The 19,385-nt window shown below is 42.3% G+C and carries 21 protein-coding genes; 18 read left to right on the top strand and 3 right to left on the bottom strand.

Annotated elements, in window-relative coordinates:
- The first annotated feature begins 48 nt into the window (after window positions 1-48).
- The 17 genes from porW (at window position 49) to ACW6QP_RS00735 (ending at window position 15,690) form a co-directional block, all read left to right on the top strand.
- Entirely contained in the window at window positions 49-2,559 is a 2,511-nt protein-coding gene (porW, locus tag ACW6QP_RS00815) for a type IX secretion system periplasmic lipoprotein PorW/SprE (protein ID WP_457908933.1), read from the top strand.
- A gap of 9 nt (window positions 2,560-2,568) precedes the next feature.
- Complete coding sequence (locus tag ACW6QP_RS00810) at window positions 2,569-2,964, top strand: bactofilin family protein (protein WP_457908932.1); 396 nt, start codon at window positions 2,569-2,571, stop codon at window positions 2,962-2,964.
- Window positions 2,945-3,157 carry an AtpZ/AtpI family protein gene (locus tag ACW6QP_RS00805; protein ID WP_457908931.1) on the top strand — a complete coding sequence of 71 codons (213 nt, stop codon included), beginning with the start codon at window positions 2,945-2,947 and terminating at the stop codon, window positions 3,155-3,157. Before ACW6QP_RS00810 ends, ACW6QP_RS00805 begins: the two co-directional genes overlap by 20 nt.
- A 4-nt stretch (window positions 3,158-3,161) precedes the next feature.
- Window positions 3,162-3,545, top strand: a complete 384-nt coding sequence (locus ACW6QP_RS00800; protein WP_457908930.1) for a hypothetical protein — start codon at window positions 3,162-3,164, stop codon at window positions 3,543-3,545.
- A 135-nt stretch (window positions 3,546-3,680) separates the two neighbouring features.
- Window positions 3,681-4,769, top strand: coding sequence for a F0F1 ATP synthase subunit A (gene atpB / locus ACW6QP_RS00795; RefSeq protein WP_457908929.1), 1,089 nt, complete (start codon window positions 3,681-3,683; stop codon window positions 4,767-4,769).
- Window positions 4,770-4,792: 23 nt separating this feature from the next.
- Window positions 4,793-5,014, top strand: a complete 222-nt coding sequence (gene atpE, locus ACW6QP_RS00790; RefSeq protein WP_072553516.1) for an ATP synthase F0 subunit C — start codon at window positions 4,793-4,795, stop codon at window positions 5,012-5,014.
- A gap of 87 nt (window positions 5,015-5,101) precedes the next feature.
- Window positions 5,102-5,596 carry a F0F1 ATP synthase subunit B gene (locus tag ACW6QP_RS00785; RefSeq protein ID WP_457908928.1) on the top strand — a complete coding sequence of 165 codons (495 nt, stop codon included), beginning with the start codon at window positions 5,102-5,104 and terminating at the stop codon, window positions 5,594-5,596.
- Between the two features lie 7 nt (window positions 5,597-5,603).
- The gene (gene atpH, locus ACW6QP_RS00780) at window positions 5,604-6,158 is read left to right on the top strand and encodes an ATP synthase F1 subunit delta (RefSeq protein ID WP_457908927.1); all 555 of its coding nucleotides are present in this window, start codon (window positions 5,604-5,606) and stop codon (window positions 6,156-6,158) included.
- A gap of 44 nt (window positions 6,159-6,202) precedes the next feature.
- A complete protein-coding gene (gene atpA, locus ACW6QP_RS00775) occupies window positions 6,203-7,783 on the top strand; it encodes a F0F1 ATP synthase subunit alpha (RefSeq protein WP_457908926.1) in 1,581 nt (526 codons plus the stop codon).
- Between the two features lie 89 nt (window positions 7,784-7,872).
- Window positions 7,873-8,733, top strand: coding sequence for an ATP synthase F1 subunit gamma (gene atpG, locus ACW6QP_RS00770; RefSeq protein ID WP_457908925.1), 861 nt, complete (start codon window positions 7,873-7,875; stop codon window positions 8,731-8,733).
- Window positions 8,734-8,846: 113 nt separating this feature from the next.
- Window positions 8,847-9,287 carry a hypothetical protein gene (locus ACW6QP_RS00765; protein ID WP_457908924.1) on the top strand — a complete coding sequence of 147 codons (441 nt, stop codon included), beginning with the start codon at window positions 8,847-8,849 and terminating at the stop codon, window positions 9,285-9,287.
- A gap of 26 nt (window positions 9,288-9,313) precedes the next feature.
- Window positions 9,314-10,753 carry a lipopolysaccharide biosynthesis protein gene (locus ACW6QP_RS00760; RefSeq protein WP_457908923.1) on the top strand — a complete coding sequence of 480 codons (1,440 nt, stop codon included), beginning with the start codon at window positions 9,314-9,316 and terminating at the stop codon, window positions 10,751-10,753.
- An 11-nt stretch (window positions 10,754-10,764) separates the two neighbouring features.
- Window positions 10,765-11,199: a dUTP diphosphatase gene (gene dut / locus ACW6QP_RS00755; protein ID WP_457908922.1), complete on the top strand. Its 435-nt coding sequence runs from the start codon at window positions 10,765-10,767 to the stop codon at window positions 11,197-11,199.
- Window positions 11,200-11,289: 90 nt separating this feature from the next.
- Window positions 11,290-12,300 carry a sugar phosphate nucleotidyltransferase gene (locus ACW6QP_RS00750; protein WP_457908921.1) on the top strand — a complete coding sequence of 337 codons (1,011 nt, stop codon included), beginning with the start codon at window positions 11,290-11,292 and terminating at the stop codon, window positions 12,298-12,300.
- 31 nt (window positions 12,301-12,331) lie between these two features.
- Window positions 12,332-13,699, top strand: coding sequence for a tetratricopeptide repeat protein (locus ACW6QP_RS00745; RefSeq protein ID WP_457908920.1), 1,368 nt, complete (start codon window positions 12,332-12,334; stop codon window positions 13,697-13,699).
- Window positions 13,700-14,470, top strand: coding sequence for a DUF4292 domain-containing protein (locus ACW6QP_RS00740; protein WP_457908919.1), 771 nt, complete (start codon window positions 13,700-13,702; stop codon window positions 14,468-14,470).
- Window positions 14,470-15,690 (top strand): murein hydrolase activator EnvC family protein, encoded by a 1,221-nt coding sequence (locus tag ACW6QP_RS00735; protein ID WP_457908918.1) that lies wholly within the window; start codon window positions 14,470-14,472, stop codon window positions 15,688-15,690. The genes ACW6QP_RS00740 and ACW6QP_RS00735 overlap by 1 nt, the downstream gene beginning before the upstream one ends.
- Before the next feature lie 4 nt (window positions 15,691-15,694).
- Here ACW6QP_RS00735 and ACW6QP_RS00730 read toward each other — a convergent pair whose 3' ends face one another.
- On the bottom strand, window positions 15,695-16,207 hold the full coding sequence (locus tag ACW6QP_RS00730; protein WP_457908917.1) for an acyl-CoA thioesterase: 513 nt from the start codon (window positions 16,205-16,207) through the stop codon (window positions 15,695-15,697).
- Window positions 16,208-16,264: 57 nt separating this feature from the next.
- Complete coding sequence (locus ACW6QP_RS00725) at window positions 16,265-17,197, bottom strand: HU domain-containing protein (protein WP_457908916.1); 933 nt, start codon at window positions 17,195-17,197, stop codon at window positions 16,265-16,267.
- Between the two features lie 97 nt (window positions 17,198-17,294).
- Here ACW6QP_RS00725 and dprA point away from each other — a divergent pair, with 97 nt between their 5' ends.
- Complete coding sequence (gene dprA / locus ACW6QP_RS00720) at window positions 17,295-18,395, top strand: DNA-processing protein DprA (RefSeq protein ID WP_457908915.1); 1,101 nt, start codon at window positions 17,295-17,297, stop codon at window positions 18,393-18,395.
- On the opposite strand, the gene trpS is transcribed toward dprA, so the two are convergent.
- Window positions 18,392-19,360, bottom strand: coding sequence for a tryptophan--tRNA ligase (trpS, locus tag ACW6QP_RS00715; protein WP_457908914.1), 969 nt, complete (start codon window positions 19,358-19,360; stop codon window positions 18,392-18,394). The two genes, dprA and trpS, sit on opposite strands and share 4 nt — an antisense overlap.
- Between the last annotated feature and the right edge of the window lie 25 nt (window positions 19,361-19,385).

The following is a 19,385-nucleotide window of genomic DNA, read 5'->3' as shown; positions in this document are numbered from 1 at the left end:
TAAATTCGCGGCTTTGGAGTTATCCAAATACGCATTAACCGCCTGAATTTGAAGTATTTTTCCAGAATCCTGATATTTCTGATTTTATTCGGAAGCCTTGCCGCTTGTTCCCGAAAGAAAAATACATTTATAAGCCGCAACTGGCACGCCGTAACCACCGAATATAATACGCTTTATAATGGCCAGCTAGCTTTGGAAGCAGGAAAAGAAGAGCTAAGGCTGTCTTACGAAGAAAATTTCTGGGATGTTTTACCGGTAGAGCGAATGGCAATCGACGACCAGATTTTATTGCCCGATAGCATTAGAAATCAAAATTTTGGAAGAGCCGAAGAAAAAGCCGCCAAAGCCATTCAAAGACATTCGATGCTGATTGGCGGGAAAGAAAGAAACCCTCAGATCGATGAAGCTTATTTATTGCTGGGAAAAGCGAGGTATTATGACCAGAGATTTATCCCGGCGCTGGAGGCTTTCAATTACGTGCTTCATAAATATCCTGCCAGCAACAGTATAAACCACGCCCGGGTTTGGCGCGAAAAAGCGAATATCAGGCTAGATAATAATCGGCTGGCTATAGAAAACCTTAAAAAAGTACTTGAGGCCGAAAAACTCGACGACCAGGATCGGGCCGATGCTTCGGCCAGTATAGCCCAGGCCTATTTAAACTTAAATTACCCCGACAGTTCTCTGGCACCGCTCAAAACCGCCGCCGAGTTTACCAAAAACAATGAAGAAAAAGGCAGGTATTACTTCATACTGGGTCAACTTCACAATCGACTGGGGCAGCCCGAACAGGCAAATTTAGCTTTTGATGAGGTGATTGATCTAAACCGAAAATCGCCACGTATTTATATGATCAATGCCGAGCTGGGAAAAATAAGAAATATGCCAATGGGGCAGGGGAGTGATTATGAGATTCGGCGTGCTTTAGAGGAGTTGGAAGATGAAAGGGAGAACCGCCCATTTTTGGATAAAATCTATTTTCAAACCGCCGAGTTTTACAAGGCGCTGGATTCTACCCGCCTTGCCGAAGAATATTATAATAAATCGCTCAGGTCACCTTCGAGCGATCGTTATTTACAAAGCATAAATTATGAAATCCTGGCCGATATGTATTTTGACCGGGCTGTGTACCGAAAGGCCGGGAATTATTACGACAGCACCCTGGCTACTATGGATCCCGGGCTTAGGGAATTCAGGCAAATCAAAAAGAAAAAAGATAACCTGGAAGATGTGATTCTCTACGAGGATCTGGCCGAAGAAAACGATAGTATTCTTAGGCTGGCAGGGATGAGCAGGGAAGAACAAATCGCTTATTTTGATGCGTATGTTGAAGAATTGAAAGCCAAACCTGAAAGCGTAGAACAGGTAGCTGTAAACATACCACAAAGTTCAAATATGCCGGGAGCAATGCCCAGCCCGGCTGCGGCAAGGAGTTTCTATTTTTATGATGAAAACCGCCTGAGCCGCGGCCTGGAAGAATTTAAACGCAGCTGGGGAAACAGACCCCTGGCCGATAACTGGCGTTATGGCGAAGCTTCTTTTGCCCAGAATCGTACTTCTGAAACCCAGGCCGATACCAATGCGATAGATTATGAAAATGATCCTCGATTTAATGCGATGACTTATGTTGAGCAAATTCCTAACGACCCTGTGTTGCTCGATAGTTTAAAGCGGGAACGCAATTTTGCCTGGTACCAGCTTGGGGTGATTTATAAAGAAAAATTCAGGGAATATGAGCTGGCTGCCGAAAAGTTTGAAGCTATGTTGGAAACCGGAGTGGCAGCCGATCTTGAACTTCCGGCTAAATTCAACCTTTATGAAATTTATGGCATAACCGGGCGACAATCCCTTCAGCAGTTTTATAAAGACCAGATTTTGCGCGATCATCCCGATTCCCGCTATGCAGCGTATATTTTAAATCCTGAAAGCCTGCGGGCTTCAGAAAATACTGCCGAGGTTGTTTATAAAGAACTTTATCGAAAATTTGAAAATGGAGATTATGTTGGGGTGATAGAGGAAGCAAATCTTCATATTTCAGCTTTTAGGGGAGAGGAGATCGTTCCTAAGCTTGAATTATTAAAAGCTATGGCCCTGGGCCGGCTTGAAGGCTTTGAAACGTATAAAAACGCCTTAAATCAGGTGGCGCTAAGCTATCCGCAGTCTGAAGAGGGAAAAAGAGCTCAGGATATCATCAACAGGGCCCTGCCGGGACTTGCGTTAAATGAATTTAACCGCGATAGTCTTCAGCAAAATTATAAACTGGTCTACAGGTTTGATGTTGAAAATGAGCAGGAAGCAGAGAGGTTTCAGGAGGAGTTGAAGAAAGTTATTCAGCAAATAAATTATGATCTTGAAGTAAGCCGGGATGTCTACACTTCTGAAGAAATTTTCGTTGTGGTACACGGGCTGGATGATGCCTCCCGCGCCCGCGGATTTATTGACCTGCTGCAGGGTAATGAATTTAGAATTAACAGAGAAGTTATTGCTATTTCCACAGAAAATTATAGAATTGCACAAATTCATAAAAATCTGAATACCTACTTATTACCCCCAAATTAAACCCTACTTATGTTCAAAGATCAAAAAAACTCCAAACCTGAAAACAGCAAGGAGCAAAACAAAATATCGGCCGGCACTATCGTAACCGGAGATATTAAAGGCAAAGGCAGCTTTAGAATTGAAGGTACCCTCGAAGGAAATTTAATCACTGCCGGGAAAGTGGTGATTAGCCAGGCCGGCATTATTAACGGAAAGCTGGAATGTGAACAGGCCGATATAGAAGGTAAAATCTCCGGAAATCTTAACGTTAGCGGAATTCTTAGCTTAAGAAGCTGTGCTGTTATTGATGGTGAGGTCGAAGCCGGAAAACTGGCCATAGAGCCCGGCGCTACTTTTAACGCTACCTGCCAGATGAATGGCGGGGTGAAATCACTGAAGAAGAAAAATGAAAAACAATCGGCCTAATAAAGCTCTGGCCTATGTGAATATCGCCTTCCAGATGGGAGCGATCATCGCTGCCGGGGTTTTTGGTGGAATTTGGCTGGATGGCAGGTTTCCCAATAAATACTCGGCATTTACCATCGGGGTATCCCTCCTGGGCGTTTTTATAGCCCTGTATATGGTGTTTCGTGGATTGCGCGATCTTCAGGATGATTAAAACTATGAAAAAAAGTATAGCCGAATTTTTAAAAATATTTCTGGTCTTTAGTATTATCCTATTCGGACTGCAACAAACGGGATTTTATTTATGGGTCGATGCTTCTTTATTTTACCCTATATGGGCTATTTATTTATTCCATATCCTGGCTACAGTGATTATCTATAGTCTGCTTGCCTGGGTGAGCCGAAATTTTTCTGATAAAACCGGTTATGCCTTTATGGGATTAAGCATGATGAAAATGCTGGCGGCGGTAATTTTCCTTTTACCCTTAATTTTGAGTCAAAATGAAGCTGTTTTGATCAATATCCTGGCGTTTTTCATTCCTTATTTCGCTTTTTTGCTCTTCGAAACCCTATATGTAATCAAACTCATCAACTCGAAATAAGTCTTTGTTTTTCAGGCAAATCGTTAAAAAAGCAACCTGCGGGAAATTTTTACATGCTGGGCTTTCAGATAAAAATTAAAAGTATACCTTTGCACGGAAATTTAGAGCCCATAATTTTTAAGCAGAACAGGTACTATGATAGCACATAAATCTTTTAAGATTATAGTGACGTTAACACTAGCCTTCGCCTTACTTCCTTTTTTAGCTTTTGCTTCGGCCGATCCGGCTGAAAATGAATCTGAAGAACAATTCAATCCCACCGACATGATTCTTCATCACATTGGAGATTCACACGGCTGGCATTTTTTTGGATCAGGCGATAATTCTTACACTTTACCTTTACCTGTAATCCTCTGGACAGATAATGGGCTGGTAACATTTATGTCCAGTGAGTTTCATCACGATACCGAAGGAGAGCATATTGTTGAAAAAGACGGGATGCAATTCGTAAATTATCATGAGAAAATCTACCAGTTAGACGAAGGAGCTTTTACTGTGCAGTTTGATGAGGAACACCACCCTGTTAATGCGTCTAAACCGCTTAACATGTCGATCACCAAGAATGTGGCTGCTATGTTTTTAACCGTGATTCTTATGATCTGGTTTTTCTTTGGGCTGGCAAGTTTTCACAAAAAGAATAAGCACGCACCTAAAGGTTTCAATAATGTACTGGAAACCCTGGTGTTATTTGTGCGTGACGAGATCGCAAGACCTCAGATAGGCGATAAAAAATATATGAAGTTTATGCCGTTTTTATTAACCGTATTCTTCTTTATTTGGATCACTAACTTGCTAGGTCTCTTGCCAGGAGCCGCCAACGTTACCGGGAATATTGCGGTAACCGTATCTCTGGGATTGTTTACCCTGGCTCTTATCATAATGAATGGAAATAAGGAATACTGGCAGCATATTTTCTGGATGCCCGGAATTCCCACTTTCGTAAAGCCCATACTTGCGGTTGTTGAGGTGCTTGGAGTGTTTATTAAACCTATCGCACTTATGATTCGTTTGTTTGCGAACATCACTGCAGGTCACATTATTATTCTTAGTTTACTTGGATTGATATTTATCCTGGAAAGCGCCGGAGTAGCTGGAATCTCGGTTCCTTTTGCACTTTTCATCACAATACTGGAATTGCTGGTAGCATTCCTTCAAGCGTTTATTTTTACAATGCTGTCGGCCCTGTTTATCGGGATGGCAGTTGCGGAACATGAACATCATTAATTTTAATTTTTAATTTATCTATTATGGAATTATTGTATGTAGGTCTTGCAGCTCTTGGAGCTGGTTTAGCAGTTGTTGGAGCCGCTATTGGTGTTGGTAAAATTGGTGGTTCAGCAATGGACGCTATCGCCCGTCAGCCAGAAGCTTCAGGTAAGATTCAAACCGCAATGATTATTGCTGCTGCACTTGTAGAAGGTGTTGCCCTTTTCGGGGTGGTTGCCGCGCTACTTGGTGTACTTAGATAATCAAGACCATTTAAACCCCTTCGCAACGGTTGGTTGCGAAGGCGGTTTTTAATTTGATGTTTTAAATTTTTACTATATAAATAGACTATGGATTTAATCACTCCTGATTTCGGATTATTTTTCTGGCAAACCATCGTTTTCCTGGTACTTATTTTCCTTATGGCAAAATTCGCCTGGAAACCAATTCTTGGGGCTGTAAATAACCGCGAACAATCTATTAACGATGCGCTTGCTTCTGCTGACGAAGCCCGCAAGGAAATGCAAAATCTTAAGGCCGATAATGAGCAACTTTTAAAAGAAGCCCGTGCCGAGAGAGATGCTATTCTTAAGGAAGCGCGTATGTTGAAGGAGAAAGTTATCGCCGAAGCTACCGAAGACGCTCAGAAAAAAGCCGATAGAATCGTAGCCCAGGCACAGGAAACCATTAAACTTGAAAAGCAATCGGCAATGGCCGAGCTTAAAAACCAGGTTGCAGCGCTTTCTATTGAAATTGCTGAAAAAGTGGTTAGAAAAGAGCTTTCTAACGAAAAACAGCAGCACGAGATGATCGATGAGATGCTGGGTGATGTTACTTTAAACTAAGCTTGAAATGAAAGGAACCAGGGCAGCACAACGATATGCCAAGGCTATTTTAAGCCTGGCAAAAGACAAAAACGCAGCCGATGCGGTTTACAAGGACATGCAAAGCATTTCTGAAACCATCGCACAAAGCAAAGAACTTCGTAATATGCTTGGAAGCCCCGTGATAAAATCGGGCCTTAAGAAAAATGCATTAAACGAGATCTTTAAATCGGCCCACATTATTACCCTTGGTAGTTTTGACCTGTTGATCGCTAACGAAAGGCTTAACCTATTAGATGTGGTGGCAAAACAATATTTGCTACAGTATAATAAGTTAAACAACATCCAGGAAGCTGTGGTAACCACCGCTGTGCCTCTAACTTCTGAACTCGAACAAAAGGTGCAGGCTAAGGTTAAACAGCTAACCGGAAACCAGGCAAACCTTAAGAATGTTATCGATACAGAAATGATTGGTGGTTTTGTATTAAGAGTGGGAGACCTGCAATATGACGCCAGTGTGCTTAGTAACCTTAACAGGCTAAAAAGAGAATTAAAGAACAACACATACGTTTCAAAAGTTTAATTAAAACCGTCGCGTGCAAGCGTGGCATTTTATCCTAAATAATTATGGCAGAAGTAAATCCTGCTGAAGTATCAGCAATATTAAAGCAGCAATTATCAGGTTTTGAGTCAGAAGCCAGTTTAGACGAGGTAGGTACTGTACTTACCGTTGGTGATGGTATCGCCAATGTTTATGGTTTGGCAAATGCTCAATACGGAGAATTGGTTCAATTTGAAAGCGGCCTTGAAGGAATGGTGCTTAACCTGGAAGAAGACAATGTTGGAGTTGTACTTTTAGGTCCATCGAAAGAGATCAAAGAAGGTTCGGTAGTAAAAAGAACCCAGCGAATTGCTTCCATCAAAGTTGGTGAAGGCATCGTTGGCCGTGTGGTTGATACCTTAGGAAACCCTATAGACGGGAAAGGTGCTATCGAAGGAGAAACCATCGAGATGCCTCTTGAGCGTAAAGCTCCCGGTGTAATTTTCCGTCAGCCGGTAAATGAGCCTCTTCAAACCGGGATTAAGTCTATCGACGCTATGGTTCCTGTAGGACGTGGACAAAGGGAACTTGTGATTGGTGACCGTCAAACCGGGAAAACCACGGTTTGTATTGACACCATTCTTAACCAGAAAGAATTTTACGATGCCGGAGAACCGGTATATTGTATATATGTGGCTATTGGTCAAAAAGCTTCTACCGTAGCAGGTATCGCCAAGGTACTTGAAGACCGTGGAGCTCTTGCCTATACCACTATAGTAGCTGCAAACGCATCAGATCCTGCGCCTATGCAGGTATATGCTCCTTTTGCAGGTGCTGCTATTGGAGAATACTTCCGTGATACCGGTCGTCCTGCACTTATCGTGTATGATGATTTATCTAAACAGGCGGTAGCTTACCGTGAGGTTTCTCTTTTGCTTCGTCGTCCACCGGGACGTGAGGCATACCCTGGAGACGTTTTCTTCCTTCACTCAAGATTACTTGAGCGTTCGGCTAAAGTGATCAATGATGATGAGATCGCGAAGAATATGAACGACCTTCCAGATTCTCTAAAAGACAGAGTAAAAGGTGGGGGATCACTAACCGCACTTCCAATTATCGAAACCCAGGCGGGAGACGTTTCGGCATATATTCCAACTAACGTGATCTCGATCACCGATGGGCAGATATTCCTTACTTCCGACTTATTTAACTCTGGGGTTCGTCCTGCGATTGATGTGGGTATCTCTGTATCGCGTGTAGGTGGTTCGGCTCAGATCAAATCGATGAAGAAAGTAGCCGGTACATTAAAACTTGACCAGGCTCAGTTCCGTGAACTGGAAGCTTTCGCCAAGTTCGGTTCAGATCTTGACCCTGCAACGCTTAGAGTTATTCAAAAAGGTAAGCGTAACGTGGAGATCCTTAAGCAGGGACAAAACGATCCTTACCCGGTAGAAAACCAGGTAGCGATCATCTATGCCGGTTCTAAAAACCTGCTTAGAGATGTACCTGTAGAGAAGGTAAAAGAATTTGAGAAAGATTACCTGGAGTTCCTTAACACCAAGCATAGAGATACTTTAGATGCTCTTAAAGCCGGTAAATTAACCGACGAGATCACCGATACTCTTGCTCAGGTAGCTAAGGAGCTTTCAGAGAAGTATAAAAACTAAAAAATGCCCCTCCCATCCTCCCCGAGGGGGGAGGGGTACTATAATTTTTTAAAAAAATCCCTCCCCTTTTGGGAGGTTAGGTAGGGCTTATGGCAAACTTAAAAGAATTACGCAGCAGGATTACTTCGGTTTCTTCAACGATGCAGATTACCAGTGCCATGAAAATGGTATCGGCTGCAAAGTTGAGCAAGGCTCAGGATGCGATTACGCAAATGAGACCTTATTCTGAAAAACTTACCCAGTTGCTACAGGATTTAAGTGCTACTTTAGATGATGATGCCAGCAGTAAATATGCTGAAGAACGCGAGATAAACAATGTGCTTATCGTTGCTGTTTCTTCAAACAAAGGTCTGGCCGGTGCTTTTAACACTAACATTATCAAAGCTGTAAAGTATAAGATTCAGAACGATTACCAGGCAAAGAATGTTGATATCTACGGAATTGGTAAAAAAGCCAATGATATCCTGAAGAAAGATTATAGCATTTATAAAAATGAAAATGCCATTTTCGATGATCTTAGCTTTGAAAATGCTTCTGAAATCGCCGAAGAGCTAATGCAGCTTTTCCTTGACGGAAAGTATGATAAAATCGTTTTGGTGTACAATCAGTTCAAAAATGCGGGGACTCAAATCGTACAGCACGAGCAGTTTTTACCTATTGAAAAGTTTGAAACTGAAGACAACAAGCAGCTGGATTATATCTTTGAACCTTCTAAAATTGAGATCGTAAAAGATCTAATTCCGAAGTCATTGAAAATGCAGTTGTTCAAGGCTATAAGAGATTCCTTCGCTTCAGAGCACGGTGCCCGTATGACCGCTATGCATAAGGCTACCGATAATGCCAAGGAGCTTAGAGACGACCTTAAGTTATCTTACAATAAAGCCCGTCAGGCTTCGATTACTAACGAAATCCTTGAGATCGTTGGTGGTGCCGAGGCGCTAAACGGATAATTTATTAGAATATTCCGGGAGAAATCCCGTTTTAGAAACCCTGTCCCCCGGCAGGGTTTTTTAATTGGTATATCTTTTGTTTTTGTACCTTTAAATCACAAAACCACTTTAATATGAAAGCTCCATTTTTAGTATTTAGCATTGTTGTTTTAAGCCTGTTTAGCAGCTGTGGCAGTAACAAGGAATTACAGGAAAGAGCCCCTGCTCAACTAAACCAGGCTTATTATTCTGAAACCGAAGATGGACTTGCGCTGCATATCCCTGTGGCAACGATTCAGGAAAACCGGGTTGCATTAAAAAGTGTGTACTTCCGTGGCTTGCATTCAGACTTAAAACAATCTGCCGAGCAATCAAATATCTATACAGCGCATTTTGCCACCGGAAAAGGAGAAAGAGTAATGCACGTAGATCCAAAAGAGGAATATGGCAACAGGGCCCCTCAAAAGCCCGAAAAAAGCCCGTTTGATATAAAAGAAAACGAAGCCATTTTGGTTTTTGAGCAGGCTGGCAAAACCAAATATTACAAAATCACCGGAATAGTAGAAAAAGAGTAAACCTCCAGTATCAAAATAACGGCCGGTTGAGCACTTTAAAGAGATTTTTTCAGGATACCATAGTCTATGGCTTTGCCACGGTTTTGCCAAGGTTGATGAACTTTATTCTGGTGCCTCTGCATACCTGGGCACTCACCACCGGCAGCTATTCTATCAACACTACTTTTTACGTATGGGCCGCATTTTTTAACGTCTTGCTGGCCTACGGAATGGAAACCGCATTTTTCAGGTTCTTTAGCCATTCTAAAGAAAAAGCAAAGGTTTTTTCTACCGCCTTTATTTCCCTGAGTGTTACCACTGTGATATTTTTTATACTGGTAGTAATCTTCAGGGATTATCTCTTTTCCCTGCTCGACTTAAAACCTTTTTATTTTAATATTTTGATGGGTATTTTAGCGCTCGATGCCCTTGTGGTTGTCCCCTTTGCCTGGCTCAGGGCTTCAAACCGGCCTATGAAATTTGCCCTGGTTAAGATTTTGAATATCCTCACGGTGGTTTTGCTGAACTTTTATTTTCTATGGTTCGTGCAAAAATTCCCCAATGCGACTCCTCAAATTATTCTTGATAATTATACCGATGCCGATAAAGTAGGCTACATTTTCCTGGCAAATTTGGCCGCCAGCGGATTAACTTTTCTCATACTATTGCCCTATTTTTTCAAAACCAGGCTCGATTTTAGTTTTCCCCTGCTCCAAAAGATGTGGCGCTATGGCTGGCCGGTGATGGTGGCCGGTATTGCCTTCGTGATCAACGAGAACCTCGATAAACTGCTGCTGAAAGATATGCTTTCCGATGAAATTATGGGAGCCTATGCGGGTTGTTATAAACTCGCGGTTTTTATGACGATTTTCGTGCAGGCTTTTCGTCTTGGTGCCGAACCTTTTTTCTTTAATCAGGCGAAAGCCGAAAATGCCCGGCAAACCTATTCGCTTATCCTTACCTATTTTGTAATTGCCGGAAGCTTTATTCTTTTATTTCTGGTAGTATTTCTGGATTTTTTCAAGGAATTGATTATTAGAAACAGCGATTATTGGGTGGCTTTATCTATAGTCCCTGTGGTTTTACTGGCCAACCTGTTTTTGGGGATTTATCACAATCTTTCGGTTTGGTACAAACTTACCGATAAAACCAGGATAGGGATGTATATCTCTATTTTTGGAGCTATTATCACCATTGGGTTTAACCTGTATTTTATCCCGGTTTTAGGCTTTATGGCGGCAGCCTGGGCTACCCTGGCAGCTTACGGGAGTATGGCGCTTATTTCCTACCTTTTAGGAAGAAAATACTATCCCGTACCTTATGACGTTAAAAAAATAGGCTTTTACCTGCTGGTTTCTGTTGGCTTTTCCATAATTTCCTTCCAGTTTTTAAGGACCGATTATTATGCCGGTACAGCCCTGGTAATTGGCTTTTTACTGCTGGTTTACTTCAGGGAGCGAAAACAATTACAGCAATTATTGAAATAAATAAATTTTTGATGAAAGTAAAGATTATAAACAAGTCGGCTCATAACCTGCCACATTACGAAACCGAAGCCTCGGCGGGAATGGACCTGAGAGCAAACATTTCAGAAAAAATCACCTTAAAGCCGCTTGAGCGCGCAATTGTGAAAACCGGACTTTTTATAGAATTACCTGTGGGTTATGAAGCTCAGGTAAGACCCCGCAGCGGGTTGGCAGCAAAAAAGGGCATTACTGTTCTAAACTCTCCCGGAACTGTAGATGCCGATTACCGTGGTGAAATCGGGATTATCCTGGTGAATCTCTCCAACGAAGATTATACGATCGAAAACGGGGAGAGAATTGCTCAAATGGTGATCGCTAAACACGAACATATCGCCTGGGAAGAAGTAGAAGTGCTTGAAGAAACCAGCCGGGGGGCAGGTGGCTTTGGCAGCACCGGGCATCACTAAATTATTGTTTAACCGGGAATACCCGGTTGTGCGGAAAATTAATAATAACAGAAGATTTCTGCCTTTGCAGAAATTACAAATATTGAATACATGAAAATTATAGTACCTATGGCAGGTCGCGGGTCGCGACTTCGACCACATACTTTAACCGTTCCAAAACCATTAATCCCAATAGCAGGGAAACCCATCGTGCATCGACTGGTAGAAGATATCGCCGGAGTTTTAGATGAAAAGATCGATGAAGTAGCTTTTGTGATCGCCGAAGATTTTGGAGATAAGGTGGAAAACGATCTTATTAAAATTGCTGAAAGCCTCGGAGCTAAAGGCACGATTTATTATCAGGATCAACCTTTGGGAACCGGCCACGCCATTATGTGCGCCAAAGACTCCCTGGAAGGCCCTGCCGTTATCGCTTATGCCGACACGCTTTTTAAAGCCGATTTTACCTTAGACAAAGAAGCCGATGGCGTGATTTGGGTAAAACAGGTAGATAAACCTGAAGCCTATGGAGTGGTGCAGCTCAATCAAAACAACGAGATCGTGGATTTGGTCGAAAAGCCCGAGGAATTTGTGTCAGACCTGGCGGTGATTGGGATCTATTACTTTAAAGATGTGGCCGTGCTTAAAAATGAGCTTCAGGGGGTTTTGGATAAAAAACTAACCCGTGGTGGCGAATACCAGATAAACGATGGGATTCAGGCTATGCGGGCTAATGGTCTGAGATTCGTACCTGGGAAAGTAGATGAATGGATGGACTGCGGAAATAAAAATGTAACCGTAGAGACCAACGGGCGAATGCTTAATTTCCTTCACCAGGAGGGCAAAGAGCTAATGTCTAAATCGGTAAAAATTAAAGATTCTGAAATCACCGAGCCTTGTTTTATAGGAGAAAATGTAGAGCTTATCAATGCCAAGATTGGCCCAAACGTGAGTATTGGTGACGGCACAAGGGTTGAAAATTCAACGATTAAAAATAGTCTTATCCAGAATTTTTCAGAAATAAAAAATGCGAATCTGGATAACGCGATGATTGGAAATCACGCTAAATTTAACGGGGAATTTACCCAGGTTAGCATTGGTGATTATTCGGTTTTGGAATAAACTGAAGCCCTGGTAAGGCATTTCAAAAATTATGAAACAGCTGGTTTACATATTTATATTTTGTCTTCTTCCGGTGGCTCTTGCAAGCGGCCAGGAAGAAGAACAAAATATCGTGAACGAGGTGAATGAAGACGATTTGGGAAATGTAACTTCCGAATTTCAGGAACAATTTTTTGAAGCCCTCAAGCAAAAAGCTATTGAAAACTACCAAAAAGCAATCACTGCCCTTGAAGTTTGCAAAAAACTCGAGCCTCAAAATCCTGTAGTTTACTTTGAGCTGGCCAAAAATTACCGGGAATTAGAGCAATACGATGCGGCACTCATAAATTTTAATAAGGCCAGGGAGTTGGACCCTGAGCGGGAAATCTTACTTTACGAAATTTACCAGACCTATCTGGCTCAGGAAGATTTTCAAAAGGCGGTTGAAAGCATAAAGCAGCTTGTTGAATTTAACCAGAACTATGAAAAAGATCTGGCTAATGTTTATATGCTTGCCGGGGAGTACGACAAGGCTTTGGAGGTTATTGAAGACCTGGAAAAAAAGTACGGGCAATCTGGCTACCGTACTCAGCTCAAGCGTCAAATCTATGCCCGAACCGGTAATACCAACGCCCAAATTAGCGAATTGGAAGAAAGCATTAGTGCCGATCCCGAAAATGAGCAAAACTACCTGAATCTCATTTACATGTATAGTGAACAGGGAGATGAAGAGGGCGCTTTTCAAGTAGCTCAGGATTTGCTCGAAATCAATCCGGGATCTACCCTGGTGCATCTCGCACTTTATAAATTTTATCTTAGCCGAAACCAGCCTGAAGAGGCTGTAAAATCGATGAAGCTCGTCTTTGAAAGCGAAGAGATAGATGCCGATTCAAAATTCAGGGTGCTGAATGATTTTTTGCTATTTGTAAATGAAAATCCCGAATATAAAGAAGATCTTCTGGAAGTGAGCCAGTTATTATCTGGGCAGGAAAACAGCCCGTTATTGTTTGAGCAATTGGGCAATTATTATCTGGAAAATGGAATGCGTAAAGATGCCCTGCTATATTTTGAAACTGCGCTGGCAGAAAATTCTGAAAATTTTGAACTCTTTAGAAATACGATTGTGCTTCAGCTGGAATTTGAACAGTATGCGGCAGCGCTTGAAAATAGCCAGCAGGCTTTAGATCTTTATCCGGGGCAACCGCTTTTATATTTATTCAAAGGTGTAGCTCATAATAAACTTGGTGAATATGGCCGGGCCGATGAAATTCTTACTTTTGGCCTGGATTATGTTATAGATAACCGGCAATTGCTTGCCGATTTTTATAACCAACTCTCCATCGCGGCAAAGGGACTTGGAAATATTTCGAAGGCCGAAGAATACACCCGCAAATTGGAAGAACCTAAAAAACAGGAGTAGATGTTAAAGAGAATTTTTGGAATATTGATACTGGCTTTACTGGTAGTAGCTTGTGGCGCAAGAAAAACCGGCCCAAAAGCTTCAAAAAGTAACGCTGAGGCTGCCGGAGTTATAGAGCGACACTATGAGAACGAAACCGATTTTAAGACGCTCTCAGGGCGGCTTAGAACGGTTTACAAAGATGAAGACAGGAGCCAGTCGGTAACCCTGAGCTTCAGGATGGAAAAAGACAAGGCGATCTGGTTGAATGCCCAGGTTATGGGATTCCCGGTGGCCAGGGCTTATATCACTCCCAGCCGTGTGAGCTATTATGAGAAAATAAGCAAAACCTACTTTGATGGGGATTTTAGCTTATTGAGCGATATGTTGGGGACTCCCTTGGATTTTCAGAAGTTACAAAACCTATTAATTGGTCAAAGTATCTATGATATGCGTGACGAGGCTTATGAGTTAAGCCAAAGCCCAAGAGGATTTCAGTTAGCTCCGGTTGAGAATGGTATTATTAAAAGAGTTTTTCTGCTAAGTGCTGAAAATTATAAAGCCGTAGCCCAGCAGCTTAGCGAAGAGGGAGCTAACCGCAGTGTAACGGTGACCTATTCAGATTATCAAAACGTGAACGGGAAATTATTCCCACAGGATATTAAAATCGTGGCCAATGAGGCCGGAAAAAGCACTAATATAGATTTAACCTACCGTTCTCTGGAAATAGATTCAGAAGTGAGTTTTCCTTTTGAAATTCCGTCGGGTTATGAAGAAATCGCTGTAGACTAATGAGATATCATTGCAGGTTTGTTGTAATATTTATTTTTGTTTTTTTAGGAGGAATATGGACTGCACAGGCACAAATTTCTCGCGAAAGCCTTGAACAAAAAAGACAGGAGTTGCAAAAAGAAATTGGCCGAATTAGCCAGTTGCGCAGTTCCAACAAACAAAAAGAACGCTCGGTATTGAATGAGGTAGAAGACCTTAATCAGCAAATTCAAAGCACCGAGAATCTTATTAAGGTGACCAATCAACAGGCAAATTTGCTAACCCGGGAGATCAATACAAATCAATCCCGAATTTCCCGGCTAAGAAAGGATCTGGAGCAGCTTAAGGAAGACTATTCCAATATGATAGAAAAATCATATAAGAGCAAATCCAGCCAAAGCCGTATAATGTTTTTGCTTTCTTCACAAAACTTTTTACAGGCATACAAACGGCTTCAGTATATGAAGCAGTATACGAATTATCGCAAACAGCAGGGAGAGGAAATCCAGGCCAGAACAAATGAACTTCAGCAGTTAAATAAAGATTTGGTGGAACAAAAGCAGCAAAAGGAGGTTTTAATTTCCGAAAACCGAAAAACCCGTGCCGAGCTTGAGAAGAACAGAAAAGCCCAGCAGGAATTGATGCGCACTATACGAAGCAAAGAGAGCCAGTTTGCTACCCAAATTAAGAAAAGGCAGCAGGAGATCAACGAAATAGACCGGCAAATCGAAAAGATGATTCGGGAGAGTATCGCAAAAACCAATGAAGAGAGTGGGTCTACTTCCCGCGACACCTATGCGATGACCCCTGAGGCAAGAGCTCTGGCAGCCGATTTTGTAAGCAATAAGGGGAAGCTTCCCTGGCCGGTGCGATCGGGCGTGATAGCTTCTAAATTTGGAACCCAGCCGCATCCTATAGTGCGCTCCATCACCATTAATAATAACGGAATTAGCATTAATACAGGAGAGGGCAATAACGCCCGGGCCGTTTTTAATGGTACCGTTAGTGAGGTGCAGGTGCTAAAAGGAGCCAATAAAGCTGTAATGATTAGACACGGGGATTATATAAGTATCTATAACAATCTCTCAAAGGTATTTGTAAAACGCGGTGATGTTATTGTGACCGGGCAGGAATTGGGGGAAATTGCGACAAGCAGTACTACAGGAAAGACCACCTTGCATTTTTTAGTGTATAAGAATACTCAAAAAATGAATCCTGAAGACTGGATTATTAAAATGTAATTATTTAATCCTTGAATAAGGCCTTGAGCTCGGTAGCATCGTTGGGCTTCATTTTCCCGGCCAGGACAAGGCTAAGCTGCTTTCTTCTAAGCGCAGCCTCGAATCTTTGTTTTTCGATCTCTGTTTCAGGCTCCAGTGGAGGAACGTTAACAGGAGCACCGGTTTCATCTACGGCTACAAAAGTATAAATAGCTTCGTTGGCTTTGGTGCGGTTTCCGCTTTCTCGATCTTCTACCCAAACATCGATAAAAATTTCCATAGAAGATTTAAAAGCCCGGGAAACTGCGGCTTCTACAGTAACCACACTACCTAAAGGAATAGCCTTATTGAATGCCACGTGATTTACAGAAGCGGTGACTACTATTCTTCGGCTATGCCTGCGCGCTGCGATACTGGCGGCCCTATCCATCCTGGCCAGAAGTTCCCCGCCAAAAAGGTTGTTAAGCGGATTGGTTTCGCTGGGGAGTACAAGATCGGTTAAAGTAGTTCTTGATTCGCTGGGGCGTTTGGCTTCCATAGGAGAAATTTTCGGCAAAAATAAGCCGAATTAAAGGATTAGAAATTTAAAAAACTATTAAAGTTCCTGGATAAGCAGCCAGGCTCCTTCGTTTTGTTTTTTAACTTCTCTCAACATATTAATAGCGTCTCTGCGGGTTTGATGACTGCCATACACCACCTGGTGCAAGCCGTATTTATTTTCGCCAAGCAAATGAGCTTTAAAGCCTTCTTCTCTTAGTTCATCTACCTTTGTTTGAGCATTTTCGCGCATTCTAAAGGCTCCGGCCACAATATGGAATTTACCCGATTGCTTTTCGATAGTAAAAGTTACCGCCGGCAATGGATTATCGATCACAAAAGTAGCCTGTTGAATTTGCTGTTGCAGCAGGCTTTCGGCTTCCTGTTGCTCAGCGATGTTATGCTGGCTTACCTGGTTGCTGTAGATGTTTAATCCTGTAAAACCACCAATTCCAAGCGCAATAACTGCAACCGCGGCATATTTAAGGAAAGATGAAGTCTTTCTGCGTTCAGGAGTGAAGAGGATTGGAGTTTTTTCCTCCAGGTCTTCGATTTGTTCTTTATAAACTTCGCGGTTAACTTTTTTGGCCCTGGTAGTATCCAATCCAAAAGCTCCGGCCAGGTAATTTACCTGGTTAAAAGGCTCAAACTGAAGTTTATCTTCACTGGTTTTTTTAAGAATACCAATTTTTGCTAATTCTACCTCCTTATCGTTTTCGAGCGAATTTTTTAATTCCTCTACAAAAACATCGATTTTATAAACGGCCTGTGCATAGGCAATACCTTCGGCTTCTGCGATATAATTGGCTAGCAGGCCATCGCTGTTAAGCAATTGGTTGTTAAAGGAAACCACTTTTTTCGGAGGGTACAATGCTCCGGTTTCTGCTTCGATTCTAGCCGATTGTTTTTGGGAAAGAAAGGCCCCAAATCCCGGAAGAATCACGCATTCGTATCTGTAAAGTAAGTCCTGAAGGTAGTTAGCTATATTCATTGGCACAAAAATAAGAAGCTTTATTAGGCTCCCTAAAGTTATCTAAAGAAAATTTATTAACAAACCTTTTTTCTGTAATTTTAGTCAAATTGGGGCAATGAACACTTCTGAATTACTTTATATCCTGGCTTTGCAACGCGTTCCAAATCTGGGAGATAGCAGTGCCAGGAAACTGATAGCGCGTTTTGGTTCGGCTGAAGCGGTTTTTAAAGCTAAGAAATCCCAGCTTCTAAAAATATCAGGGATTGGAGAATTGCGCATCAGGGAATTGCAGGACAGCAAACACCTGAAAGCTGCAGAAACTGAGCTGGATTTTATTCAACGGGAAAATATAAAATCTCTTTATTTTCAGGAAGAAGACTACCCGGCCCGTTTAAAGCACTGCCACGATGCCCCGCTGTTGCTCTTTTCCCGCGGAAATATTCAACTTACAAATCAAAAAATTCTCAGTATTGTGGGTACCCGCAAAATCACGCCTCAGGGTGTTGCCTTTTGCGAAAATTTGATTGAAGAGCTTAGTTTGTTTAAACCGGTCATCGTTTCGGGTTTTGCTTACGGGGTAGATATTACAGCTCAAAAAGCCGCTATTAAACACGGCCTGCAAACCATTGGTTGCCTGGCCCACGGTTTAAATCAAATCTACCCGCGGCAACACGCCAAATATGTAAAGCAAATTGAACAAAACGGGGGCTTTCTTACCGATTTTTGGAGCAGTGATGATTTTGATCGCAATAATTTTCTGAAACGAAATCGCATCATCGCCGGCCTAAGCGAAGCTACGCTGGTAATAGAAAGCGCAGAAAAGGGCGGTTCCCTGGTAACTGCCGATATAGCAAATTCCTATAATCGCGAGGTTTTTGCGGTTCCGGGTCGGCCTACAGATTATTACAGCCTGGGCTGCAATAACCTCATTAAAACCCAGAATGCACATCTTTTAAATTCTGCCGCCGATCTAATTTATATGTTAGGCTGGAACACCGAAGAATCCCCCAAACCGGTTCAGAAACAATTATTCATAGAACTAGATCCCGAAGAAAGCAAAGTGATGGAATATTTGCAAAATTCAGGGAAATCGCAGTTAGACCACATCGCCTTAAACTGTGGTTTTCCAAGCTTTAAAACCGCCGGAATCTTAATAAATATGGAATTAAAGGGAGTGGTTAGACCACTCCCCGGGAAATTATTCGAAGCGGTTTAATAACCCACCCGTTCGCGAACCCGCTTTAAAACTGTAGTAGCCACGGCATTTGCCTTTTCGGCGCCCTGGGCCAGGGCTTTATCTACTTCGGTTAAATTATTCATGTAATACTCGTATTTCTTGCGGGCATAACTGAATTTTTCTACCAACTCTTCATACAAAGCCTGTTTGGCGTGACCGTATCCAAAACCGCCGACCTCATAATTGCTGCGCATTTCAGAAATTTTTTCTTCAGAAGCGATTAATTTATACAAGGCAAACACATTACAGGAATCAGGGTTTTTGGGCTCCTCAAGCGGGGTGCTATCGGTTTCGATTCCCATTATCTGTTTGCGTAGTTTTTTATCGGGTTGAAAAATATTGATGGTATTGTCTTTTGATTTACTCATTTTTCCGCCATCGGTCCCGGGAACATACATTGTGTTTTCCTGTACTTTGGCTTCAGGAATTACAAAAGTCTCACCCATTTGGTTGTGGAATCTCGAGGCGACATCTCGCGTAATTTCCAGGTGTTGTAACTGGTCTTTCCCAACAGGAACAATTTCAGCATCATAAAGCAAAATATCGGCCGCCATCAACATAGGATAAGTGAAAAGCCCGGCATTTACATCTTCCAGCCTGTCGGCTTTGTCTTTAAATGAATGAGCCAGGGTGAGGCGCTGATAAGGAAAGAAACAACTTAAATACCAGGAAAGCTCGGAGGTTTGAGGGATATCGCTTTGGCGGTAAAATACCGATTTTTCAATGTCCAGGCCGCAGGCCAGCCAGGTGGCTGCCACCGAGTAGGTGTTATGCCTAAGTGTTTCAGCATTCTTAATTTGCGTGAGCGAATGCATATCGGCAATAAAAATAAATGATTCATTATCGGGTTGGTTGGCCATTTCGATGGCCGGCATTATAGCGCCCAGTAAGTTTCCAAGATGAGGGGTGCCTGTACTTTGTACCCCGGTGAGTATTCTCGACATCGGCTTTTTCAGGTTTTTTACAAAG

The organism is Salegentibacter haimaensis, from assembly GCF_054121495.1.
The sequence above is the reverse complement of the archived record's forward strand: the minus strand, read 5'-3'. Positions and strand labels throughout refer to the sequence as shown.